Source organism: Marinimicrobium locisalis (assembly GCF_039822625.1).
Lineage (GTDB): Bacteria > Pseudomonadota > Gammaproteobacteria > Pseudomonadales > Cellvibrionaceae > Marinimicrobium > Marinimicrobium locisalis.
The window spans coordinates 45063-66507 of the sequence record NZ_JBDLLG010000020.1 but is presented as its reverse complement, the minus strand read 5'-3'; the positions used below and the strand labels follow the sequence as shown (position 1 = coordinate 66507).

Annotated in this window: 20 protein-coding genes; 7 read left to right on the top strand and 13 right to left on the bottom strand. The window is 58.9% G+C overall.

The annotated features are described in order from the left end of the window. Positions 1–58 precede the first annotated feature (58 nt). Positions 59–523: an ATP-dependent zinc protease family protein gene (locus AAE514_RS13440; RefSeq protein ID WP_347332066.1), complete on the bottom strand. Its 465-nt coding sequence runs from the start codon at positions 521–523 to the stop codon at positions 59–61. Positions 524–694: 171 nt separating this feature from the next. On the opposite strand from AAE514_RS13440, the gene AAE514_RS13435 reads away from it, so the two are divergent. Then, entirely contained in the window at positions 695–910 is a 216-nt protein-coding gene (locus AAE514_RS13435) for a PA3496 family putative envelope integrity protein (protein ID WP_347332065.1), read from the top strand. On the opposite strand, the gene AAE514_RS13430 is transcribed toward AAE514_RS13435, so the two are convergent. From AAE514_RS13430 to AAE514_RS13395, 8 genes are all read right to left on the bottom strand, one after another. Continuing rightward, positions 907–1767: a LysR family transcriptional regulator gene (locus tag AAE514_RS13430; protein WP_347332064.1), complete on the bottom strand. Its 861-nt coding sequence runs from the start codon at positions 1765–1767 to the stop codon at positions 907–909. The two genes, AAE514_RS13435 and AAE514_RS13430, sit on opposite strands and share 4 nt — an antisense overlap. Before the next feature lie 119 nt (positions 1768–1886). After that, positions 1887–2585 (bottom strand): putative porin, encoded by a 699-nt coding sequence (locus tag AAE514_RS13425; protein ID WP_347332063.1) that lies wholly within the window; start codon positions 2583–2585, stop codon positions 1887–1889. 126 nt (positions 2586–2711) lie between these two features. Then, positions 2712–3518, bottom strand: a complete 807-nt coding sequence (locus AAE514_RS13420; protein WP_347332062.1) for a symmetrical bis(5'-nucleosyl)-tetraphosphatase — start codon at positions 3516–3518, stop codon at positions 2712–2714. A 99-nt stretch (positions 3519–3617) separates the two neighbouring features. Then, entirely contained in the window at positions 3618–3989 is a 372-nt protein-coding gene (gene apaG, locus AAE514_RS13415) for a Co2+/Mg2+ efflux protein ApaG (protein WP_347332061.1), read from the bottom strand. A gap of 63 nt (positions 3990–4052) precedes the next feature. Beyond that, complete coding sequence (gene rsmA, locus AAE514_RS13410; RefSeq protein ID WP_347332060.1) at positions 4053–4880, bottom strand: 16S rRNA (adenine(1518)-N(6)/adenine(1519)-N(6))-dimethyltransferase RsmA; 828 nt, start codon at positions 4878–4880, stop codon at positions 4053–4055. After that, entirely contained in the window at positions 4877–5875 is a 999-nt protein-coding gene (gene pdxA, locus AAE514_RS13405; RefSeq protein WP_347332059.1) for a 4-hydroxythreonine-4-phosphate dehydrogenase PdxA, read from the bottom strand. Before pdxA ends, rsmA begins: the two co-directional genes overlap by 4 nt. Beyond that, the gene (locus AAE514_RS13400; protein WP_347332058.1) at positions 5872–7176 is read right to left on the bottom strand and encodes a peptidylprolyl isomerase; all 1305 of its coding nucleotides are present in this window, start codon (positions 7174–7176) and stop codon (positions 5872–5874) included. The genes pdxA and AAE514_RS13400 overlap by 4 nt, the downstream gene beginning before the upstream one ends. Before the next feature lie 32 nt (positions 7177–7208). After that, positions 7209–9785, bottom strand: coding sequence for an LPS-assembly protein LptD (locus tag AAE514_RS13395; RefSeq protein ID WP_347332057.1), 2577 nt, complete (start codon positions 9783–9785; stop codon positions 7209–7211). Between the two features lie 169 nt (positions 9786–9954). Between AAE514_RS13395 and AAE514_RS13390 the strand changes: the two genes are divergently transcribed. Genes AAE514_RS13390 through AAE514_RS13380 form a run of 3 tightly spaced genes read left to right on the top strand, consistent with a single transcriptional unit; the run spans position 9955 to position 12441 of the window. Beyond that, complete coding sequence (locus tag AAE514_RS13390; protein WP_347332056.1) at positions 9955–11022, top strand: aminoglycoside phosphotransferase family protein; 1068 nt, start codon at positions 9955–9957, stop codon at positions 11020–11022. Positions 11023–11027: 5 nt separating this feature from the next. Further along, positions 11028–11723, top strand: coding sequence for an N-acetylmuramate alpha-1-phosphate uridylyltransferase MurU (gene murU, locus AAE514_RS13385; protein WP_347332105.1), 696 nt, complete (start codon positions 11028–11030; stop codon positions 11721–11723). A 22-nt stretch (positions 11724–11745) separates the two neighbouring features. Beyond that, on the top strand, positions 11746–12441 hold the full coding sequence (locus AAE514_RS13380; RefSeq protein ID WP_347332055.1) for a glycerophosphodiester phosphodiesterase: 696 nt from the start codon (positions 11746–11748) through the stop codon (positions 12439–12441). A 34-nt stretch (positions 12442–12475) separates the two neighbouring features. On the opposite strand, the gene AAE514_RS13375 is transcribed toward AAE514_RS13380, so the two are convergent. From AAE514_RS13375 to AAE514_RS13365, 3 genes are all read right to left on the bottom strand, one after another. After that, positions 12476–14743, bottom strand: coding sequence for a TonB-dependent receptor (locus AAE514_RS13375; RefSeq protein WP_347332054.1), 2268 nt, complete (start codon positions 14741–14743; stop codon positions 12476–12478). A 284-nt stretch (positions 14744–15027) separates the two neighbouring features. Beyond that, a complete protein-coding gene (locus AAE514_RS13370) occupies positions 15028–15705 on the bottom strand; it encodes a TorF family putative porin (protein WP_347332053.1) in 678 nt (225 codons plus the stop codon). A gap of 219 nt (positions 15706–15924) precedes the next feature. After that, positions 15925–16857 (bottom strand): DMT family transporter, encoded by a 933-nt coding sequence (locus AAE514_RS13365; protein WP_347332052.1) that lies wholly within the window; start codon positions 16855–16857, stop codon positions 15925–15927. Positions 16858–17197: 340 nt separating this feature from the next. Between AAE514_RS13365 and AAE514_RS13360 the strand changes: the two genes are divergently transcribed. The 3 genes from AAE514_RS13360 (at position 17198) to AAE514_RS13350 (ending at position 19951) form a co-directional block, all read left to right on the top strand. Next, positions 17198–18418, top strand: a complete 1221-nt coding sequence (locus tag AAE514_RS13360; protein WP_347332104.1) for a multifunctional CCA addition/repair protein — start codon at positions 17198–17200, stop codon at positions 18416–18418. Positions 18419–18652: 234 nt separating this feature from the next. Further along, positions 18653–19396: a pteridine reductase gene (locus AAE514_RS13355; RefSeq protein ID WP_347332051.1), complete on the top strand. Its 744-nt coding sequence runs from the start codon at positions 18653–18655 to the stop codon at positions 19394–19396. A 132-nt stretch (positions 19397–19528) separates the two neighbouring features. Next, positions 19529–19951: an Hsp20/alpha crystallin family protein gene (locus AAE514_RS13350; protein WP_347332050.1), complete on the top strand. Its 423-nt coding sequence runs from the start codon at positions 19529–19531 to the stop codon at positions 19949–19951. Between the two features lie 30 nt (positions 19952–19981). Here AAE514_RS13350 and AAE514_RS13345 read toward each other — a convergent pair whose 3' ends face one another. Next, positions 19982–21397, bottom strand: coding sequence for an MFS transporter (locus AAE514_RS13345; RefSeq protein ID WP_347332049.1), 1416 nt, complete (start codon positions 21395–21397; stop codon positions 19982–19984). Positions 21398–21445: the final 48 nt, after the last annotated feature.

Here is a 21445-nt window from a genome sequence, read left to right as displayed (position 1 = left end):
TGTAGGAGATCGGTTCGTAGGACAGCGATTCCTAGGGTCTCGTTGCGTCAGCCACGGCTTAGGAGGACTCCCCCGGCGGCTGATATTTATCGCCGCCGAGTACAAACGACTCGTCGCTGTCCACCAGGAAACGGGGTTTCAGCGCACCCCGGCCCAAGAGCATACGAAATAACATGTTTTCCCGATCGGTCAGCGTGACCTCCGCCTCGTAAGCTTCGCCCCCCAGGACCAGGGTCGTGGCGATCACGTAGCGCATTTCCACGTGGCCACCGGAATCGGTCACTCGACGCTGGTCAATGACCGGGGCCTCGCACTCAATTTGCATCTCGGTGTCTTTCTGACGCGGGTGCAGGCCAAACCGCACCCAAGTACGCCCCTCCAGCTCGAAGGGCTCAACGAAATACGCGTGCAGCGCGCTGGTGCGCGCCCCGGTGTCGATCTTAGCCTTGATCACCGCCTGGCCCAGAGCGGGCAGTCGTACCCACTCCCGCCAACCGATGACGCTCTTATCCTGTTTATTCACGCCGTTCCTCGCAGTCACTCTTTAACCATAGAAAATTTTGGGATAACGGCAAATTTTTTTTGCTTTGCCGCCGCCAATCCTTGTGATACATAGCGTTCATTGGAAGCCCTTCCGGGGCCTCCCGGTTCGCACCCCGCTCGTGCATTGTCATTTCTTACACTGGAGATGTCCATGGCTGTCACTATTGATCACTCGGAAGAAGACACCGACTTTCTGACTGAGTTGCCCTCGGAGGCCGATAACGACGAGGAGCAGCAACCCAAGCTGACGGGAAAGGAGGCCAACCAGCACATACTGGACATGCGCCGTAAAGTTGAAGACCGGCTGGAACGCCGTCGTCTGAGAGAAGAGCTGGGGTGTGATGACTTGCGGGAGCTGGACGCCTAGGCGTCCGCGCCAGCGGGGGAGGCACCGCCCTCCTCCGTCCCCGCCAGCACCGCCAGAGCGCCCTGAATACCGGGGCTGAACTCCCGTTCGGCAACAAATACCGCGTACAGGGTGCGATGAAAAGCGGGCGCGCCCTGCACCTCATAACAGCCGTCTTCCAGCAGCTCCGCCGGCAAGTAGGCACTGCCTTCACCTGTTCGAACCCGTTCAAAGGCGAGACTGGCCAGGTTGGTGTGCAGCACCGGTACCTGCTCGCCCAGGCGCCGGGCCTGAAACAGGGTAAATGCTGGCCCCCAGTCCACCGAGATATAACCCTCCGCCAATGCCGCTTTGAGCGTCTGACCCGACCTGGCGTTCAAAAGCACCAAGTCAATTTGGCCGACTTTGCGGGCCTTCAGCAGGGGCGAATCGGGCAGATCACACAGCAACGCCATATCCAGTTGGCCCGCCAGCAGCCGCTCCACCAGTTCGTCGGGATGATAGGCCTCGGCGCGAACCTTGAGCTCGGGATAGTCGCGGCGCAACCGAGCGGGAAGGTACGCCAGGCGGAAATGCCAGAGCCCCGGTGTGGCCCCCATGCTCAGTGCTCGGGCGGGCTCGGATTGGTGAACCAAATCCTTGCGCGCCTGCTCCCAAGCCTCCAGCAGTTGATGGGCGTGGGGCAACAAGCGCTCCCCCTCCGCCGTCAGTTGATTATTGCCACGGGTGCGGTAGAACAGGCTCACCCCCAGACTCTGTTCCAACTGGCGGATACGCGCGCTGGCCGCCGCGGGGGTAATAAAGAGCTTCTCCGCCGCCCGACCAAAATGGCGGCACTGCGAGACTTCAAGAAAGGTTCTAAGCAGTTCGGTGTCCACGGGCGCCCCCTGTCGTTCCTGTTACGGGGAATCTAACGGGATGGGGAACGGAGCGCAACGGTCAGGCACAAAAAAGCCCGGGACCAGCCCGGGCTTTTTCTGACTCATAAGCGTTTTGCTTAGAAGCGGATTGCGGCACCAATGGTGAAAGAGTTGCCGTAATCGGTATCGGTGAAAGACAGGTTGCCGCTCACCTCGTCGTTGAAGAACTTCTCGGTGCGCAGGGTAAACTGGTCGTTACCGTAGTAGTCGGTGTAACCGGCGCCAACGCTAAAGGTGCGGTCGAAGTAAAAATCGGCACCCAGAGAGAGGTAATCGTCAAAATCGCCGTCGGCAAAGGTACCTTCGAAGTTTACGAAGTTGCCACCGCCCAGGCTGGTGACATACTTTGCAGACAGGTTGGCGTCATAACCGTCTTCGTTGAATTCAGTGGTTACCCGCAGGCCATCAATCGGGGTGAGGCCCAGCGTGCCGTACGCGGTGGTTTCATCATCCGCACCGGAGTCAACACGGCTTACCCGCGCGCCAACGTAAAAGATGGTGTCAGGAACATACAGTTCGCCACCCACGGTGAGAACGTCGAAGTCGTTGTCGCCAGCCACGTAAACGTTGCTGGAGCGCTCCAGAAAAGCGGCTTCCGCCAGGGGGTGGTTGCGAGTCTGTACGGGAGAGAAGTGCAGCTCACCGTACATACCAAATGCACCGTCACCGTCTTCGACGTCAGTGTAATTAGCGCCAATTTCAGACTGGTAGTCTGCAGCGGCAAAACCGGAGGAAAAAGCGAAAGCGGTGGCCAATGCCAGGGATTTAAATTTCATGTGTGCTCCTTTGAATACATCACAGTTCCAATTAAACGCGTACCGGGCGGTACGTGCGGCGCATTCTAATGGGAGAAGCGACGTTTGTCACATGCTTTCGATAAAACTGATGCACAGTTCACATTTTTAGCATTCGCACTCAAAGCGGCGTTGGTCTTCCAGACGCAGAGCGGTCAAGGTACCACCCCACACACAACCGGTGTCCAAGGCGAAGACATTGGGGGCATCCACCTTGCCTTCCAGCGCGGCCCAATGGCCGAAAATGATTTTCTGGTCCCGACACTTACGCTCGGGATGAGCAAACCAGGGTTCGAAACCGGGCGCGTGTGATTCGGCGCCACCTTTGTTATCCAGATCCAACTCCCCATCGGCGGTGCAAAATCGCATGCGAGTAAAATAGTTGGTGATCAGACGCAACCGCTCAACGCCGTAGAGTTTGGGTTTCCACCGGCTAGGTTCATTGCCATACATTTGCGAGAGAAAATCATCGAGCTGGGTGCTTTGCAGTACGGCTTCCACTTCCCGCGCATGGGCCTTGGCGCGCTCGAGGGACCACTGGGGGGGAATCCCCGCATGGGTCATGACGTAGTCGAGCTCGGGGTCGTGGTGCAACAGCGGCCTATGACGCAACCACTCAATCCATTCCGGGTGCTCCTCGTGGCCCAAAATTTCTTCCAGCGTATCTTTGCGATTGGGAGGGCGGTGGCCGCGAGCCACGGCTATCAGGTGCAGGTCGTGGTTCCCCAGCACGACCGACAGGCGGTCGCGCATGGGATACAGAAAACTTAGCGTGGCTTGTGAACTGGGGCCCCGGTTGATCAGGTCACCGGCAATCCAGAGCCGGTCCTCGGCGGGGTCGAAGTTGACCTGGTCCAACAACCGCTTCAACGGCTCCAGGCAGCCTTGAATATCGCCAATGGCGTAGGTGCTCATGCAATCTCCCGTGAACGCTTTGCAAGCCGGTGAAAACGCCTGCCTTCAGCGAGGCCACTGCGTATTAGCGCCGCAGTAACGGGCCGCTTTTGGCCCCGGCTAATGAATGGCGTGAGGCGGTACCAGGGCAAATGCGGGGATGGTGACATCAAACAGCTTGCCATCGTCCGTCTTCATTTGATAAGTGCCCTCCATGATACCGGTCTGGGTATCGAGGATCACGCCACTGGTGTAGGTGAATTGCTTGCCCGGGGGCAGGTAGGGTTGTTCACCCACCACACCGATACCGCGAATTTCCTGTTTCTTTTCGGCCTCGTCGCAAATCACCCAGTGGCGGCCAATCAGTTGCGCCGCCGCATCGCCCTCGTTTTCGATGGTGATGGTATAAGCGTAGACGAACCGGTCTTCGGCCGGTTGCGAGTGCTGTTCAATATAGGCGGGTTTGACTGAAACCCGGATATCGTGGGTCATAGCGCCAGAATACTCCAGAAGCGCGGGCTCTAAGCCCGCGAGGATCAAGAATGCAGGATGCGCCTAAGATGGGGGCGCGGCACTGGAATTCAAGTCATCCAGGGCGTTGGCCAGGCGAACATAGTCTTCCAGTGAGAGTGCGTCGGGCCGCAGGGACACGTCCACCGGCAGCGCCTCCAGTTGCTCGGGTTGCACCAGATTTTTCAGCGCATTGCGCAGGGTTTTGCGCCGCTGCTGAAACGCGACGTTGACCAGTTGCTCCAGGGTTTTGCGATTGTTGGCCACAAACGGGCGCTGGGCATGGGGGATCAGACGCACAATAGCCGAGTCCACCTTGGGCGCCGGATCAAACGCCCCCGGAGGCACTTCAAACAAGGGCTCCACCTGGCAGTCGTACTGCACCATGATCCCGAGTCGGCCGTAGGCTTTCTCACCGGGTCCGGCGGCCAGGCGCTTCACCACTTCCTTTTGCAGCATAAAGTGCATGTCGCGCACTTGGTCCGCATAGCTCAGCAGGTGAAAAATTAGCGGTGTGGAAATGTTGTAGGGCAGGTTGCCGACAATGCGCAGGGGTTCACCCTCCCCCAACTGGCTGAAATCGAACTTCAGAGCATCGGCCTGAAACAGCTCGAAGTCCGCGTGCCGCTCGAACTGGACTTTCAGCCACGGCACCAGGTCCCGGTCCAGTTCAATCACTCGCAGGTGATCGACCTTATCCGCCAGGCGCGCGGTCAGCGCCCCTTTGCCCGGCCCGATTTCCACCACCCATTCCCCCTCGCGAGGATGAATGGAGGCGACAATGCGGTCAATCACGTTGCCGTCGATCAAAAAGTTCTGACCAAACCGCTTGCGGGCTCTATGGGGCCCCTGTTGGTTCCCGGGGCGACTCATGAGGCCACCCCGGCCCGGGCGGCGGCCATCTGCCGGGCATAATCCAGAGCCGTCTGCAGGCTCCCGGTATCCACCTGGCCCGTGCCCGCCAAGTCGAGCGCGGTACCGTGATCAACGGAGGTGCGAATAATCGGCAAACCGAGCGTCACGTTGACGGCCCGGCCAAAGCCCTTGTACTTGAGCACTGGCAAGCCCTGGTCGTGGTACATCGCCAGAACGGCGTCGGCCCGGTCCAAGTGTTTGGGGGTAAAGAGCGTATCGGCCGGCAGTGGCCCGATGAGGTTCTGCCCTCGGGCTCGCTGTTTTTCCAGCACCGGTTCAATCAAATCTAGTTCCTCACGGCCCAAATGGCCGCCTTCACCAGCGTGCGGGTTCAGGCCGCACACCAGAATGCGGGGCTGGGAAAGGCCGAAGTCCCGTCGCAGATCGGCGTGCAGAATATCGAGCACCTCGGTCAATAGGGTTTCATTGAGCGCGCCGGAGACTTCCTTGAGCGGTATATGAGTGGTGGCCAGAGCCACTCGCAACCCTTCGGTGGCAAGCATCATCACCACCCGCGGGGTACCGGTCTTATCCGCCAGGTATTCGGTATGGCCGCTGAAGGCAATGCCCGCATCGTTGATCACGCCTTTGTGGACCGGCCCGGTCACCAGAGCGTCAAAGGTTTGGTCCTGGCAGCCGGCGATGGCCACATCCAGAGTTTCCAGCACGTAGGCACTGTTGCTGGGGTTCAGCGTCCCCGCCGTGACGGGGCTGCGCAGGAAGGTGGGCGCCACGGTCAACTCGCCCGCCCTTTGGGAGGAAGCGGCTTGGCGTGAATCCAGCTCCCGCAGCCGCAGCGGCAAACCGAGTTGTTCGGCTCGGGCTTCAAGCAGCGCGGGGTCCGCGATGGCGACAATCTCATCCGCGCGCTCGCTCTGGGCGAGCATAATGGCCAGGTCGGGGCCAATGCCGGCCGGCTCGCCCGGCGTCAAAGCCACTCGTCTTGCAGTCACAACATCTCTTCCACGTAAACCTCTTCGCGAATTTCCGCGAGCCAGGTTTGCAGCTCTTCGTCAAAACGACGTTCGCGCAGCATATTGGCCGCTTGGTTACGCATGACCTGTTCACTCATGTCCTGTTGGCGACGGTCCTCGACTTTCAGGATGTGCCAGCCAAATTGGCTTTTGAACGGTTCGCTGATCTCGCCCACGTCGGTCTCGTTCATGGTTTCGTCGAATGCGGGCACCATTTGCCCCGGCATGGTCCAACCCAGGTCACCGCCTTGAAGCATGGAGCCAATATCTTCCGAGTGCTCCCGGGCGAGCTCGGCGAAGTTGTCCTCTTCAAGCGCACGCTGGCGAAGCTCGCGGAGCTTCCGCTCGGCGGCCTCGTCATCCACGATTTCCGAGGTTTTAATCAGAATATGGCGGGCCTTGGTTTGCTCAACCATGCTGTTGCCCGCTTCGCTGCGAGTTTCGTGCACCTTCAGAATATGAAAGCCTGCACCACTGCGTACCGGCTCGGAAACGTCCCCTTCCTCCAGGTCGGCCACCACGTCGGCGAACAGTTCGGGCAGTTGCTCGAGCTTGCGCCACCCCAGCTCCCCGCCTTGAAGCGCGTTGGAGTCATTGGAGTGGGTAATGGCCATTTGCTCGAAGTCTGCTCCTTCAACCAACTCCTGGCGAATGGTTTCGGCCTTTTTCCGGATCTCTTCCTCTTCGCTATCACTGGCGCCACTGGGCACCGACAGCAGAATATGGCCCAGTCGATAGTTGGGCGAGGTGGCGAATTTACCGTCGGTGGAGGCCAGGAAGCTCTCAATATCCTGCTCGTTAACGTCGATGCGGCTGTTCACCACCGCCTGTTGAATCTGGTTAACCCACAGTTCGCGCCGGATCTGCTCGCGAAAACCGTCCAGCGTTTGGCCCTGGCCTTCCAGTTCCGAGCGCAGCTCGGCTTCACTCAGTTGGTTGTTGCGCATGATGCGCTGGATCGTTTGCTCCACCTGCTGCTCGGACACCTCAATACCATAGCGACGCCCCATCTCCATTTGCAGGCGCTCGAGAATCAGTTGATCCAACACCTGCTCGCGCAACACATTCTCCGGCGGCAGGGGCTGGTTGCTTCCAGACTCCTGCATCCGCGTTTTGATGGAAGCCAGGCGTTGCTCCAGTTCACTCTCGAGCACCACATCTTCCCCCACAATAGCCACGACGCGGTCGAGCATTTGCGTTTCCGACCACGCCACGGGGCTCGCCAGGAAAAGGACCAGGGCGAGGGTAAATAGGCTTCGAGTTATCCGGTTTACATACATAAAGGTCAGCTATCTCTGGTTATAGGCTCTGATTATTGGATCGAACCGTCCCGGGTGCCATAGCCCGGAATGGCTTTTTCAAGCAGGTCATTGACACTGCGGTTCACACTGCCCAAGCCCTTGAATTGAAAGTCGAAAATAATGCTTTGGTCATAGTCTTCCGAATCCACCGCTTCAAGGAAGTCCGGGGTGTAGTCGAAATCCAGCCAACGACGGGCCAGCAAGCGGACGCGGTAACAGCAGTCGTTATATTCGAGTCCGACGAAGGTATCGAGTTCCTTGTCATAGGTAAAGTCATAGTTGGCCCGACCAACCAAACTCCACTGCCCGGCAATGGGCAGATGAATGCCGAAATCCACCTGGTCCAGCGCCCGTTCTTGCTCGGTGCCCGGCGTCTCAAAGCCCGGAGTGGGCGGCCGGTGAGTGTAGCGGTAGCCCAGGTGGACGATGCGGTCCGAGGGGTCGCTGTATTTTAAACTGGCATTGGCACTGCCCAGCCGGCTTTCAACATCACTGTAAGTGGCGCTGGCATTGAAATTAACCCGTTGGCCCACGCGGGCGCTGAGCTGACCCGCCAGCTCGGAGCGGTCGTAAGTCTCCTCCGGGGGCTCCATTTCCGGATTGGCCTCGGGGTCGTAATTCAGATCCGGCGAGGTCAGGCTCACCCGGCGGTCGGCAAAATAGAAAATTTGCCCCAGGCTCATGCTCAACTGCTCCACCCCGGTCAGCGGATCAATAAACCGGCTGGTGAGTCCCACGGACACTTGGTTAGCATCGTCAATGCGGTCTCCCCCGGTAAAGCGACTGGTCCGGTAAAGCTGGTTGTATTGAAAGGTGGGTTCCTTGGTGTCGAACATCAGCGGGCGATTGGGCGCCGTCAGCCCGAAAAGGCCGCTGTGGTCTTCGTACTCGCTGTAAAAGTAGAAAATTCGCGGCTCCAGGGTTTGGAGGAAGCCACGACCGAACAGTTGACCGTCGCGCTCGAAGTAAAGCCCCATGTCCACAACCCCCTGGGGCACCACTAGGGACGGCTCCGGGTCGACGCCTTCCAGCAGGTTGTCTTCATCCAGACGGTAGTTCAGGGTCTTTACCATGGCGCTGGGCTTAAAGAAGCCCCACATCCATTCTTTATCCCAGGTCAGGCCGTAGTCGGTGCGAAACCGCTCGCCCGTGGGTAATAGCGCTACCTGCTCCGGATTTTCTTCGGCATAGGTGTTGTTCACATCAAAGTAGGCGTACTCATTATTCAGCTGCAGCTCCCAGTCGCCCCAGCGGTAACGGCCGTCGGCATTGATGCGCGGCAGCTCCCGGTGGGGCCATTTGCCGGTGCTGAGCGCCCTTAGCTCCTCGGCCTTGATGCCCAGCAGCCAGTTGTCCCCCTGGTAGCCGGCGCTTGCCATTTTGGCAACGGTGGCGGTCCGGTCGATGTCCATGCCGCTGCTGTTAAAGTCGCGCAGGTAATCGTTATCGCTCAGGTCGGTGTAGTCGATCAGCGTGCTCCAGCGTTCGCTGCTGCCGCCTTCCTGTTCCATGCGCAGACGCCAGCGCTCTTCGCCGAAGTAGGGGTTAAGCCCTTCTTCCTCGGTTTCCCCCACCGCGCCCTGTGCTCCCCCCACCGACCGTTGGGTGCCGTCGTATCGCCCTTCGTCTTCGTTGAGGTAACCGCCACTGAAACGGGTTTCGAAATGGCGCGAGAGGTGGCGCAACTCAAGGTCCCACAGGGTGCCGCGCTTTACCATATGCTCCGCGGTAATGGTGGCGTCCATCGTCGGGGCGATGTTCCAGTAAAATGGAATGGAAAATTCGACACCATTGCGACTGCTGTCGCTAAGCGAGGGAAAGAGAAACCCGGTCTGGCGGTGATCCCCGATGGGAAAGCGCAGGTAAGGCGTGTAAAACACCGGCACATGGAACACCTTCATGTAGGCATGGTAGGCGGTGCCGTAGTGCTTTTCGGTGTAGAGGTTGATGTCCTTGCCCTTGAGCACCCAGGCCGAGTCCCCCGGCTCACAGGTGGTCAGGGCGCTATCATCAAGCCCGATAAAATGATCGCCCAGTTTGGTCAGGCGCTCGGCCTTGCCGCGCACGCGGGTCTCGTACAAGACAAAGCGCGCATCCTCAAGGGTGGCGTCGCCGCTGTCCATGTGCATCTTCGCCCGCTCCCCCCGGAGCAATACCCCCGGCTCGCGAATCTGTATATCGCCGCGAATCGTCGCTTCCCGGGTAATGTTGTCCAGATCGGCCCGCTCCGCCTGCAGGCTGCGGTTGCCCTGGGTCAGCTCCACATCCCCCTCCAGCGTGTAATGCTTCTGACCCTGGGCTTGGGAGCGGTCCGCGTGTGCTCGAACAGGGGCCTTCTCCGGCGGAAGGTTGGCATCGGCGTCATCGCGCGGCGGCGCCACATAGGCGCCGCAGCAACCATCGGGCAAGGCGAGGCGCTGGGCTTCAGTCAGCTCTTCGGCAGGCACCCAGTCGAGTGCCTCCCCCGGGGGCTCTTCCGATGCCGTATCGGCCAGCACCTGCGGGCTGACGGCCAGCGCCAGGCAGCAAAGCCAGTGCCGCCCGAAATGGGCTGAGTTCAGGCTGTTTTGGGGGTCAAGGGAGTCCATGCAATCAAGTGTCTCAGGCCTGTCGTGTCGGGGAGCGTAAAAACGCCGGGAATTCTACTTGAATAACGCACACCTTGGAATGAATCGCTTCCGATTGCCACCGGCTTTTGACTTTTACCGGCCGAACCGGGGTAGAATCGATGAAGACGCAATACCAAGAGGACGCCTCATGACCGACCAGCACACGGCCCGCCGAGAGAGTTTGCAGTCCTGGGCGAGAGCCCAACTGGCCGAGCTGCACCCCGACGGATCGCCCCAGGCGCTGGAGCTGGCCCCGCTGGCGGGGGACGCCGGCTTTCGCCGTTACTACCGTCTGAACACCGAGCCGCCGATGTTGGCGGTGGACGCCCCCCCGGAGCGGGAAAACGCCAGTCGCTTCGCCGAGCTGTCCCAGCATTTGCTCAATCACCATATTGCGGTTCCCAAGGTGGCTTCTGTAGACCCCGAGAACGGCTTTTTGTTGCTCGAAGATTTCGGCGACCGGCTGCTCTACCGAGCGCTGTCTCAGCAGCCCGAATCCGCCACGGCTTTGTACGGTGAGGCGCTGATGCAGTTGCTCGCCTTACAACAGACGCCCAAAGCCGCCCTATTCCCGCCCTACGACCAAGCCTTACTACGGCGCGAAATGAACCTGTTCCCCGAGTGGTTTCTCGGCGAGCTATTGGAGCAACCGGCCACCGAGCAGGAACAGCAGATGCTGACTGACCTGTTTGGCCAATTGGAACAAAGCGCCCAGGAACAGCCTCAGGTGGCCGTGCACCGGGATTACCACTCCCGCAACCTGCTGATACGTCCCGATGGCTGCATGAGCATTGTGGACTTCCAGGACGCCGTCTGGGGCCCCATCACCTACGACCTGGTCTCGCTGCTGCGCGACTGCTACATCCGTTGGCCGGCCGACCAGGTACAGCAGTGGGCCCTGGGCTACGGTAATCTGGCCAGCGGCATCGGCTTGCTAGAGGGCGTGAGCGAGAGCCAGTTTTTACAGTGGTTCGACTGGATGGGCCTGCAGCGCCACATTAAGGTGCTGGGAATCTTTGCCCGACTGGCACTGCGCGATGATAAGCCCGGTTATCTGGAGCACCTGCCGCTGGTCATCCGTTACATTCTGGAAGTGACCAGCCGCTACCCCGAGCTGGCCGATTTCCGTCACTGGTTCGAACACCGGGTGCTGCCCCGGGCCCAAGCTCAAAGCTGGTACCGGGACTATCGACAAGCGGGAGAGACCGCCACGTGAAGGCCATGATTCTCGCCGCCGGGCTGGGCAAGCGCATGCGCCCGCTGACCGACCACACCCCCAAACCCCTGTTGAAGGTCGGCGGCAAACCGCTGCTACAATACCATCTAGAAGCGCTCAGTGAGGCGGGCATCCACGAGGTGGTTATCAACACCGCCTACCGGGGCGAGCAGATCGAACAGTTCGCCGGCGACGGTCAACCCTTCGGCCTAAGCATTCGCTATTCACGGGAGCCCGAGCCTCTGGAAACCGGCGGCGCCATCTTCCAAGCACTGCCGCTATTGGGCGAGGCCCCCTTTTTGATGATCAACGGGGATGTGTGGACGGACTATCCCCTCCGGGCTCTCTCCCATCCCCCACTGGAGGCGGAGAGCCAGGGGCGGCTGCTGTTGGTGCCCAACCCCGACTTTCACCCGGAGGGGGACTTCGCCCTTACCCCGGAGCACCGCCTGAGCCGGGCAGGCGGTCAGGAAAGCCACTTCGCCCCGCGCTATACGTTTGCTGGCATCAGCCTGTTGCGGCCCGAGCTGATCGCCGATTACCCTCATCGTCGGGCCGTCTTTCCGCTGCTGGAAGCGCTGCTTCCCGCCGTGGACAAAGGCCAGTTGGAAGGCCGCTTGCACGAGGGACGCTGGAGTGACATCGGCACCCCGGAGCGCCTGAAACAAATGGACATAATCTTGACCGCCACAGGTTACTGACTCCCAAAGGAGAACAAGCCCTATGCTCTGCATTGCTCACCGGGGTGGTCCCGGCCCGGAAAACAGCCTGGAAGGAATTCGACGCAGCCTCGCGCTGGGCGTGCCCGCCATAGAAATCGACGTCTGGCAGTTTCACGGGGAGTTGTGGGTGACGCACGACCGTCGCCTAGGCCGAGAGATTGCGGGCCACCAGGTTTTGCCCGACCTTTCCCTTGAGCAACTCGAAGCCCTGCGCCTGAGCAACGGCGAGCCCTTGCCGCGCCTTCGTCAGGTATTGGAACTGGTAGGGGAGCGAGCGTTGCTGAACATCGAGCTCAAAGGCCTGAATTGCGCCGACACCCTGCAGGAACAGTTGACCGCGCACTGCCGCGATCACGGGCAAAGCCTCGACACCTATGTCGTCTCTACCTTTGATCACACGCAACTGGCGCAACTGCAGCAAACCATGCCCGAGCTACGCCGCGGGCTTCTGCTTTACGGCGTTCCCATCGAGCTGCCGCACGCCATCGATGTACTGGCGCCCTACAGCGTGAATATCAGCATGGACTTCATGCCGCAAACACTGGTTCAAACCTGCCGGGAGAAGGGAAAGAAAGTGTGGGTGTATACCGCCAACCACCCGACCGATTGGCGACGGTTGGTCGAGGCTGGGATGGACGGCGTTTACACCGACCACCCCGATGCTTTTATGCGTTACCTAAACAACGGGCACCTCTAATAAAACGGAGGTGCCCCGCGTTAGCCAAGCTTTCCTAGAACTTCCAGCCGACGCGCGCCCCGACTGTCCGGGGCTTACCCCACACACCATAGCCCCAGTCAGCGCCCAAGGTGTTCTGGTAGGTGAAGTACTCTTCATCGGCCAAGTTATTGGCGAAGGCCGCCACCGTCCAGGTACCACCGGGTGACATCCAACTGAGCTTGGCATTAACCAGACCATACGCGGACTGCTGTGAATAGGGATCGTTTTCGATCTGCAGGTATTGCTCGTCCTGCCAACTGTAATCCACTTGGTAGGTCAGTTCACCGTTGCCCCCTAGGCCCTGGTAATAACGCGCCACCAGGTTGTAGGTCAGGTTGGGTGCCGAGGGCAATTCATTGCCATCAAGGGTGTACTCATCACCGGCCACTTTAAAGATTTGGTCCGATTCAAACTCGGTATCGAGCCAACCCAGACCCGCAATAACCTCAAAGTTATCCGTTACCTGAGCGTTCACTTCCACTTCTGCCCCGGTGCCGGTCACATCCCCCGCGTTGGTGATCACGCTGCCATCTTCCACGCTCATGAACACCTGAGCCTGGTAGCCTTCCACCTCATAATTAAAGAGCGAGGCGTTCACTCTTACACGGCCGCCGGCCAGAGTCTGCTTGTAGCCCAATTCATAGTTCACAACATCTTCGGCTTCCACCGGACGCGTCGCCTGAAGGGAGGCGTTGTAGCTACCCGAGAAACCACCACTTTTGAAACCGGTTGAAACATTGCCGAAGATCAGCGTATCGGGATTGACACGCCAGTCGAGCCCCAGTTTTCCGGTAACAGAATCCTCCTCCAGGCGATCCTGCACATCAATTTCATCGTAGAAACTGGGCCCGGAGTCCTGCTCAAACTGGCGTTTCTCCTCGGTATAGCGAACACCGGCAATCGCCGTCAGCTCAGAAGTAAGGTCGTGTTCGTATTGGCCGAATACCGCCCAGGACTGGGAGTCCAGTACCACGTCTTCGCGGTGCGAGAACTCGTACCAGGAATCAGTGCGGGCACTCTCGGCGGTTGGAGATTCGGTCAACAAATCCCGGTGGTCATCATAGTAATAGAAACCGGTCACCCATTTGGATTTGGCGGTCTGGCCATTGACCCGAAACTCCTGGGTGTACTGCTCCGCATCCACCGAATACTGCTCATCGAAGTATACGACAGAGGTACCGTCGCCATCGTCCTGCATGAACTTGTCCAGCTTCTCAACGGCGGACACCGAAGTAAACTCAATGCCTTCGGCCAGCGGTAACTCCACTTTCAAAGAGCTGCCAAAGGTATCAATGTAAGTGGTCAGCCCCTCCGGTGAGCTGGAGGCCACCCACTCGGGGTCAAAGTGATCGCCCGCCGCTTCACGGCCGGTCATTTCAAAGGTGGCACTGGTACACAGCCCGGACTGAATACGGTCGATGCTGCAGGTGGCCGCCGATTCATCGGCGGACTCCAGATAACCCATATGGGCAAAGCCCACGGACTGCTGATCCGCCCGGCCACCGTGAACATTCAGCAACCAGCTGCCATCATCCTCGTAATCGCGAAGCACCTGTAACCGGTAGCCATAGCTATCGGTGTCATTAAGTTTTTCGCCGTCCACCCAGTTGGTTTGCCAGCCCTCGTTGTGGGTGCGCTTTACCGCGGCACGAGCCATCAGGCCATCGGCCAGCGGGCCCGACACCATGCCTTCCACAATGGTTTCGGCATAGCTGCCGTAGCTGACACTGGCGGAGGATTCAAACGTCTCCGTCGGCTTTTTGGAGACATAGTGCACCAAGCCGCCAGTGGTATTCCGGCCGTAGAGTGTCCCCTGCGGGCCGCGCAAAACTTCCACGCGCTTCAAATCAAACAACTGAATCGCCGAACCGGCGGGGTTGCCGCGATACACATCATCCACATACAACGCCACCGGTGATTCCCAGGAGTCGGAGAAATTCACCAGGCTGATACCGCGCAAACTGATGGAGGGGCTGGAAGCTTCACCAAAAATGGCGAAGAAGTTCATGTTGGGCACTTGCTGGGTAATATCCAACCCCTCCTCAAAGCCCATTTTTTCAATGGCTTCGCCGGAGAAGGCGGTGACGGCGACGGAAACATCCTGCAGCGACTGCTCGCGCTTTTGGGCGGTCACCAGAACCTCTTCCATAACGGATTGAGAGCTTTGAGCCGACACCTGAGGGCTGGCCGCCACCATTGCGCCGAGCGCGGCACCGGAGCAGGTTTTACGAAAACGAGACAAATCAAACGAATGAAATAAAGAAAGATAGGACGGCTGCATACGGCTCTCCTTTTATCCTTGTAGCGATGGACCGGCAAAACTCCCTGTCGAATACTGAACCACTTGGCGACGGGGAGGAGTTGCCCCTGCGACTTCACATTCAACTCACTAAAAGTCGCTCGCTGACTGTACCACTCCCCCTATCCGAGTTCCATGCGGCAGCGAGAATTGGCGCATTTGAGCACAAAAAACGTTGCATAAACGACAAAATAACGGCTAGAAAGGGTGCCGCTTTGGCACCCTTTCTAATCAGGCCGGTAAGCGCATTAAAAGTTACGCCAGACTTACTCGATGGGGATGCTAAAGCCGACAACAAATTTAGCTTCGTCGCTCACACCGAAGTCCGCATCATCGGCGACCAAACCAAGAGTGAAGCTAAGATTGTCATTGTAGGCATACCCGATATCGAAGTGCGCGTAGTCATCTTCGTGAAGGCCATAGGTGAAAGCGAAGTCACCCGCGCTCAGGCCAACAGTGGCGTACCAATACTCATCCAAATCTTCCAGACCGTGGTAGTAGGTTACGGAAACAGGGCCATAGCCCAGGCCGGTAATGAACTCGACCAAGTCTCCCGGAGAAGTCGGCGTGCTCTCTTGCACAAGACTGCCGGTGTCGAGGTCCGCAGTCGTTTCCTTCGTAGACGGGTAGGCGTAAGTCCACAGGCTGAAATCGTAAGAGAAGTCGCCCACGGAAGAGCCGTAGCCCACGTACAGGTCGTACTCGGTTCCCGCCGAGGCGTCACCGGAAGAAGCCCACATGCCGGCATAGGCCCCATTGCCACTGACGTTAATGTCGCCCCAAATAGCCGGATCCCCGTTACCCAGATCATAACCACGCCAGTAATACATATTGGCGGCACCCACCGAGGCGGAAACTTCGGCATTGGCGACCGGCGCCAGAGCCGCGGAAGCCATTGCGGAAACGGCAACGGCGCCAGCCAGAATACTTTGCTTCATCTTCATGAGTTCTTCCTCTAAATGCGAGCTTTGAGTTTTTTAATGCCGCTGACCCGTTTTGGGGCTCAGCGGTCTATCCGATTTTTGTACCGGTGCCCAGGCTTTAGCAGGGACCAAGCCAACTTTCATTTTTTCTTTAAAATCATAAGGTTATAATTCAACGCCCTCTATGACGCCACAACAATAAATTTGAAACGCACCAAACTGGAACACCTTGGTGCACCGTTATGCACCATTAACTTCCATCTCCGTCTCCGTCGCCTGTTTCTTTTTCCCCAGCCTTCGGCGTAGCGCCGAATCCAACCCCAGGTCGAGGTACCCCAGCAACGCCAGCAGCACCATGGCCGCGCCCACCAGAAGGGATAGTGACAGGCGCTCATCCGCCACCACGGCACCGATAAACAATGCCAGCACTGGCGTCATCAAGGTAATCAGTGACACGGCGCTGGGCGTCAACCGTTGCAGCACAAAATAAAACAAGGTGAAGCCGAGCAGGGAACCCAGCACCGCCAGATACAGCAGCCCCGTTAGGCTTTTGGCGGAAAGCGCCTGAGGCAAGGCGCCTTCGACCATCCACCAGCTCAGCAGTAGCCCCGGCAAGGCAAACAGGAGCGCGCCCGCCGTCTGCTCGAGCGGGCCGGTACCGCAATCGAGTTTTTTCAAGCTCACGCTACTCAAGCTAAACATGGCGCAGGAGAGCAGAAGGCCACCAATACCGAACGCCGAACGCTCGTCGATCCGAATCTGATCCCAGAAAATCACGCACAGCCCCGCGAGCGCGACCAACAGCGCCAGCACTCGGCGCGGGTTGAAAGGGTTCTCTTTTAAAATCAACCAGCTCAGGCCGCCGGTTACAAACGGCGACAGGGCAAAGATTACGGCAATCAAGCCTGAGGGAATGAACTGCGCGGACCAGTACACCACCAGCATATTGGGGAAAATGCCAAAGGAGGCGGCCAAGTATGCTTTCCAGGCGCCGGGGCGGTCGAACAGGCGGCGACGAAGCAGGGCCACGATCACCAGAGCCAATGCCGCCGCCAGCGTCATTCGCAGCACCACCGCCGTCAGAAACGAAACGCTGTCATTGCTCCACTGAATCGCCAGCGGCGTTGTGGACCAGATTAATACCACCAGGGCGTAGGCAAGATAAACCGGCATAAAACACTCCTTATCGTGTCATGCAACTCCTGCGGCCCCAAAACAAAAAAGCCGCAGTTGGGAGCTGCGGCTTTTTGAAAACGGGCTGATTGATCTGACGTTAGCCTGTTCTCCGCCGCACGCACGCCGGTGCACGCACCACCCAACGCAGGGCGCGCATCGCGATACGAACAACAGAGGCTAGCGGTGAAAACATTGTCAGGTTCACTCGGTGTCAGAGATCAGTAATCCCTGTACGATAATAGAAACCCGCCCAAAGCACAACGAGCGAGGGCGGCTTTTTTGTGGCAAGATTCGCATCGCTGCAATTTTTCAGAGGCCAAACGCATTTTCTATGAGCATGAATATTTATCTTGTGGGCGGCGCGGTTCGCGACAAACGCCTCGGTTACCCCTATTCGGAACGGGACTGGGTGGTCGTGGGCGCTCGCCCCGAGGAAATGGAAGCTCAAGGCTTTACCCCCGTGGGCAAAGACTTCCCCGTGTTTTTACACCCGAAAACGCGCGAGGAGTACGCCCTGGCCCGCACCGAGCGCAAAACCGCGCCGGGCTATACCGGGTTCCAGTTCCACACCGCCCCGGATGTCTCTCTGGAAGATGACCTGGCCCGCCGGGACCTGACCATCAACGCCATGGCGGAGGATCGCGAGGGCAATCTGGTGGACCCCTACGGCGGCGCCAAGGACCTGGAAGACAAAACCCTGCGGCATGTCTCGCCGGCCTTTATCGAAGATCCCGTGCGGGTATTGAGAGTGGCACGCTTTGCCGCTCGCTACCATCACCTGGGCTTTACCATTGCCGAGGAAACCCTGGCATTGATGCGCCAGATGGTGGACAGCGGCGAAGTGGACCACCTGGTGCCCGAGCGGGTCTGGAAGGAGATGGAACGGGCACTGGGGGAGCGGCACCCGGAAGTGTTCGTGCAGAGCCTGCGCGATTGCGGTGCCCTGGCGAAAATACTGCCGGAAGTGGATGCCCTGTTCGGGGTGCCCCAACCGGCGAAGCACCACCCGGAAATCGATACGGGGGCTCACTGCCTGCTGGTGTTGCAACAGGCCGCCGCCTTGAGCGAGGCCATTCCCGTGCGCTTTGCCGCGTTGGTCCACGACCTGGGCAAAGGCACTACGCCGGAGGAAGAGTGGCCCCGGCACACCGGCCACGAACAACGCACCCTGCCCTTGTTGGATACCCTCTGCGAGCGCATCGCCGCCCCCAAGGAGCACAAACGCCTCGCCCGTTTGGTGGCGGAATATCACACCCACTGCCACCGCGCTTTGGAGCTAAAGCCAACCACATTGCTCAAAGTGTTGAAAGCCGCCGACGCGTTTCGCAAGCCAGAGCAATTTGAAGGCTTCCTCCTGTGCTGCGAAGCGGACGCGCGAGGCCGCACCGGGCTTGAACACCGGGATTATCCTCAGGCGGATTACCTGCGCGCGGCGCTGCACGAGTGCCGCTCGATCGACAACCGGGAAATTGCCGCCCAGGGCTTCACCGGCAAAGCCTTTGGCGAAGCCCTGGACCGGGAGCGGCTCGCCCGCTTGCAGGCCCTGAAGCGGGCCTAATGAAAGCCATACCGCTAGCGGCTGACCTCCTCAAAACGCCACGGGGCATGTGACTCATGGGGTTTTACCGGCCCAGCTGAACCTTGCCCACTCGCGGCGTTACTGGGATGGTGGCCAGAGCGCAAGGCGCCACACCCCAACCGAATTTTTATTGTTATGATTGAGGCCTCAACAAACCCTCGCGGACTTTTTTGCGTAACCCAACGCTCTACCACCGATAAGCTTGAGATTACTATGACCCACTCCTCTCCCGTCGCTCTACTCACTGGCGCCGCGCGGCGCATCGGAGCAGAAACCGCTCAAACGTTGCACCGCGCGGGCTTTCGCATCATCATTCATTACCGCTCTTCGAGGACCGAGGCTGAAGCGCTGGTCGACCAGTTCAACCGGGACCGGGCCGACAGCGCGATAAGCCTGCAGGCCGATCTGTCCAAACACGAAGAGCTGATCCAGCTCGCTGGCGCGGCCGCCTCGCATTGGGGGCGCCTGGACGCTCTGATCAACAACGCCTCCAGCTTTTACCCGACACCGGTCGGCGACGCGACCGAGGAAGACTGGGATGATTTGGTCAACAGCAACATGAAGGCGCCCTTTTTCCTCGCCCAGGCTCTTGCGGGCCCCTTGCGCAAAACGAAGGGCGCCATCATTACCATCGCCGATATTCACGCCGACCGACCACTGAAGGATCACTCGATTTATTGCGCGGCCAAAGCCGGCAATGTCATGCTGACCAAGTCGCTCTCACGGGAATTGGCACCGGAAATCCGCGTGAACGGCATCGCGCCCGGCGCCATTTTGTGGCCCGAACAAACCGCAGAGTTGGACGAGGCCGGCAAGGCGACGATTCTCGACCGGGTGCCCCTCAAGCAGCCCGGTGACCCGGTGGATATTGCCGAAACCATTCTTTTCCTTCTGACCAAAGCGCCTTATATAACCGGACAGATTATTGCCGTCGATGGCGGTCGAAGTGTCAGTTAAACCCCTAAGAAACACGCTTTTATTTGCGCTAGATCAATTGAAAAACCGCTGTTTTGCCCCCACTATGAAAGTGTCAGACAGAGATAGGCTCTGAATGATGATGAGCTTTTTACATTCAAAGGAGGTGTTGTTATGAATCTCGTACCACGTAACTCCTTATTTGATTTTGACAATCTGCTCGACCACTTCTGGACACCACAAAGCAGCGGCGGTGATGTCACCTCTTTCACTCCGCGGGTGGACATTGCAGAACGGAAAAACCAATACGAGTTGACGGCTGAATTACCGGGCGTCGACAAAAAAGACATTGACGTTACCCTGGACAATGGCCTGCTGACCATCAGTGCGGAATCGCGCTTTGAAGACAAGGAAGAAAAAGAAGGCCGCCTGATTCGCCAAGAACGGCGCTACGGCAAGTTCGTCCGCAGCTTTAATCTCGGCACCGACGTCAAAGAAAAAGACATCAACGCCGAGTTCAACAACGGCGTACTTAAGTTGACCGTGCCGAAATTGGAAGAGAAATCGCCCGTCAGCAAACGCATTGAAATTCACTAGCGCAAGGGGCACTACCCCCTGACTCCTACCTTAGCCGGGCCCCGCGCCCGGCATTTTGTGTTTGGCGCTGGAGCCGCGCAGCAACGAGACCAGCGTCGCGCTCGACAGAAACACCAGCGCCAAGATCATGGCTTGGCTGAAAGTGTGCAACAACGGCTCTGATAGCGTTTCATTCATCGGACGGTCGCCCAGGTTCCAGTACACAAACAAGTTAACCAGACTCATCCCTATCAAGTTGCCCACCACCCGTGCGAGGTTCAACGTGGCCGCCGCAACGCCCACTTCAGAGGCATGTGCCGACTGCATCACGACATGATTGTTGGGGCTGGAAAAACAACCGAAGCCCAACCCGACCAGAAACAGCGCCGCGACAATAAAAGCCGCCGGCGTTTCCGCCCCCAAGGTACTCAGCAACCCATAGCCACAGAGCGTACAAAAGCAGCCGGCACTGGCCAGCCAGCGGGCTGGCAGATAATCCGCCAGCTTTCCTGCGAGTGGCGCAATGCACGCCATGGTCAGCGCCTGCACCAACAGCACTTGTCCGGCATCCGCTGCACTGTAGCCGCGCACATACTGCAAATACAGGCTCAACAAAAAGCCCAGGGGGTAACTACTGGCGTACATAAACAGCGCGGTAATCAGGGAAAACGAAAACAAGCGGGATTCGCGAAACATCTGCACCCGAATCAGCGGTTGCGCCCGCCGGGCCTGGCGACGAATAAACTGATAAAGTAAAACAAAGGAAAGCGCCAGCACCGCGCTCTGCCACAGGCCCGGCAAGCCGGTCAGCCCGATTACCAGCGCAATGGCCCAGGCCCCGAAATTAAGCGCGCCGCGCCAGTCGAAGCGGGTGTGCCGCTCCCCGGTCCAGTCGCCGGGCACCCGCCAGGCAATCAACGTCAGAACCACAACCACCAGTGGCAGCGGCATCAAAAACACAAACCGCCACCCGAGCACATCGGTCACCCACCCCCCGAGAGCCGGGGCAAGCGTCAGCCCCAAATACACACAGGCGGCATTCAGCCCCAGGGGCAACCCGCGCCGCTCCGGCGGGAACACGGAAATCAGCAGCGCCATGCTGGTGGCGAACATCATGGCGGCACCAGTACCCTGAAAGAAACGCAGCACCAACACCACTTCAATGGAAGGGGCGAAAAAGGCCAGGGCGCTCGCCAGGGTATTGAGCCCAATGCCCCAACGGAAAACCCGCTTGCGCCCAAGGTTGTCCGCCAACTTGCCGGCGGGCAGCATAAAGATGATGTTGGCAATCAAAACTACGGTGGGCACCCAACTGACCAGCACCGCGCTGGCATTGAGTTCTTTTGCCATGGTGGGCAGGGCGACGTTAACCGACGCCATACCCAGAGGGGCGATAAACGCTCCCAGACAAACAGCCACCAGTACCAGCCAGGGCGACACCGGCCGGGCGGGTTGCGGGTCGTTCACGAGCGACTCCTATTGATACATCCAACCACGGGCGCCTGGCGCCCGCTG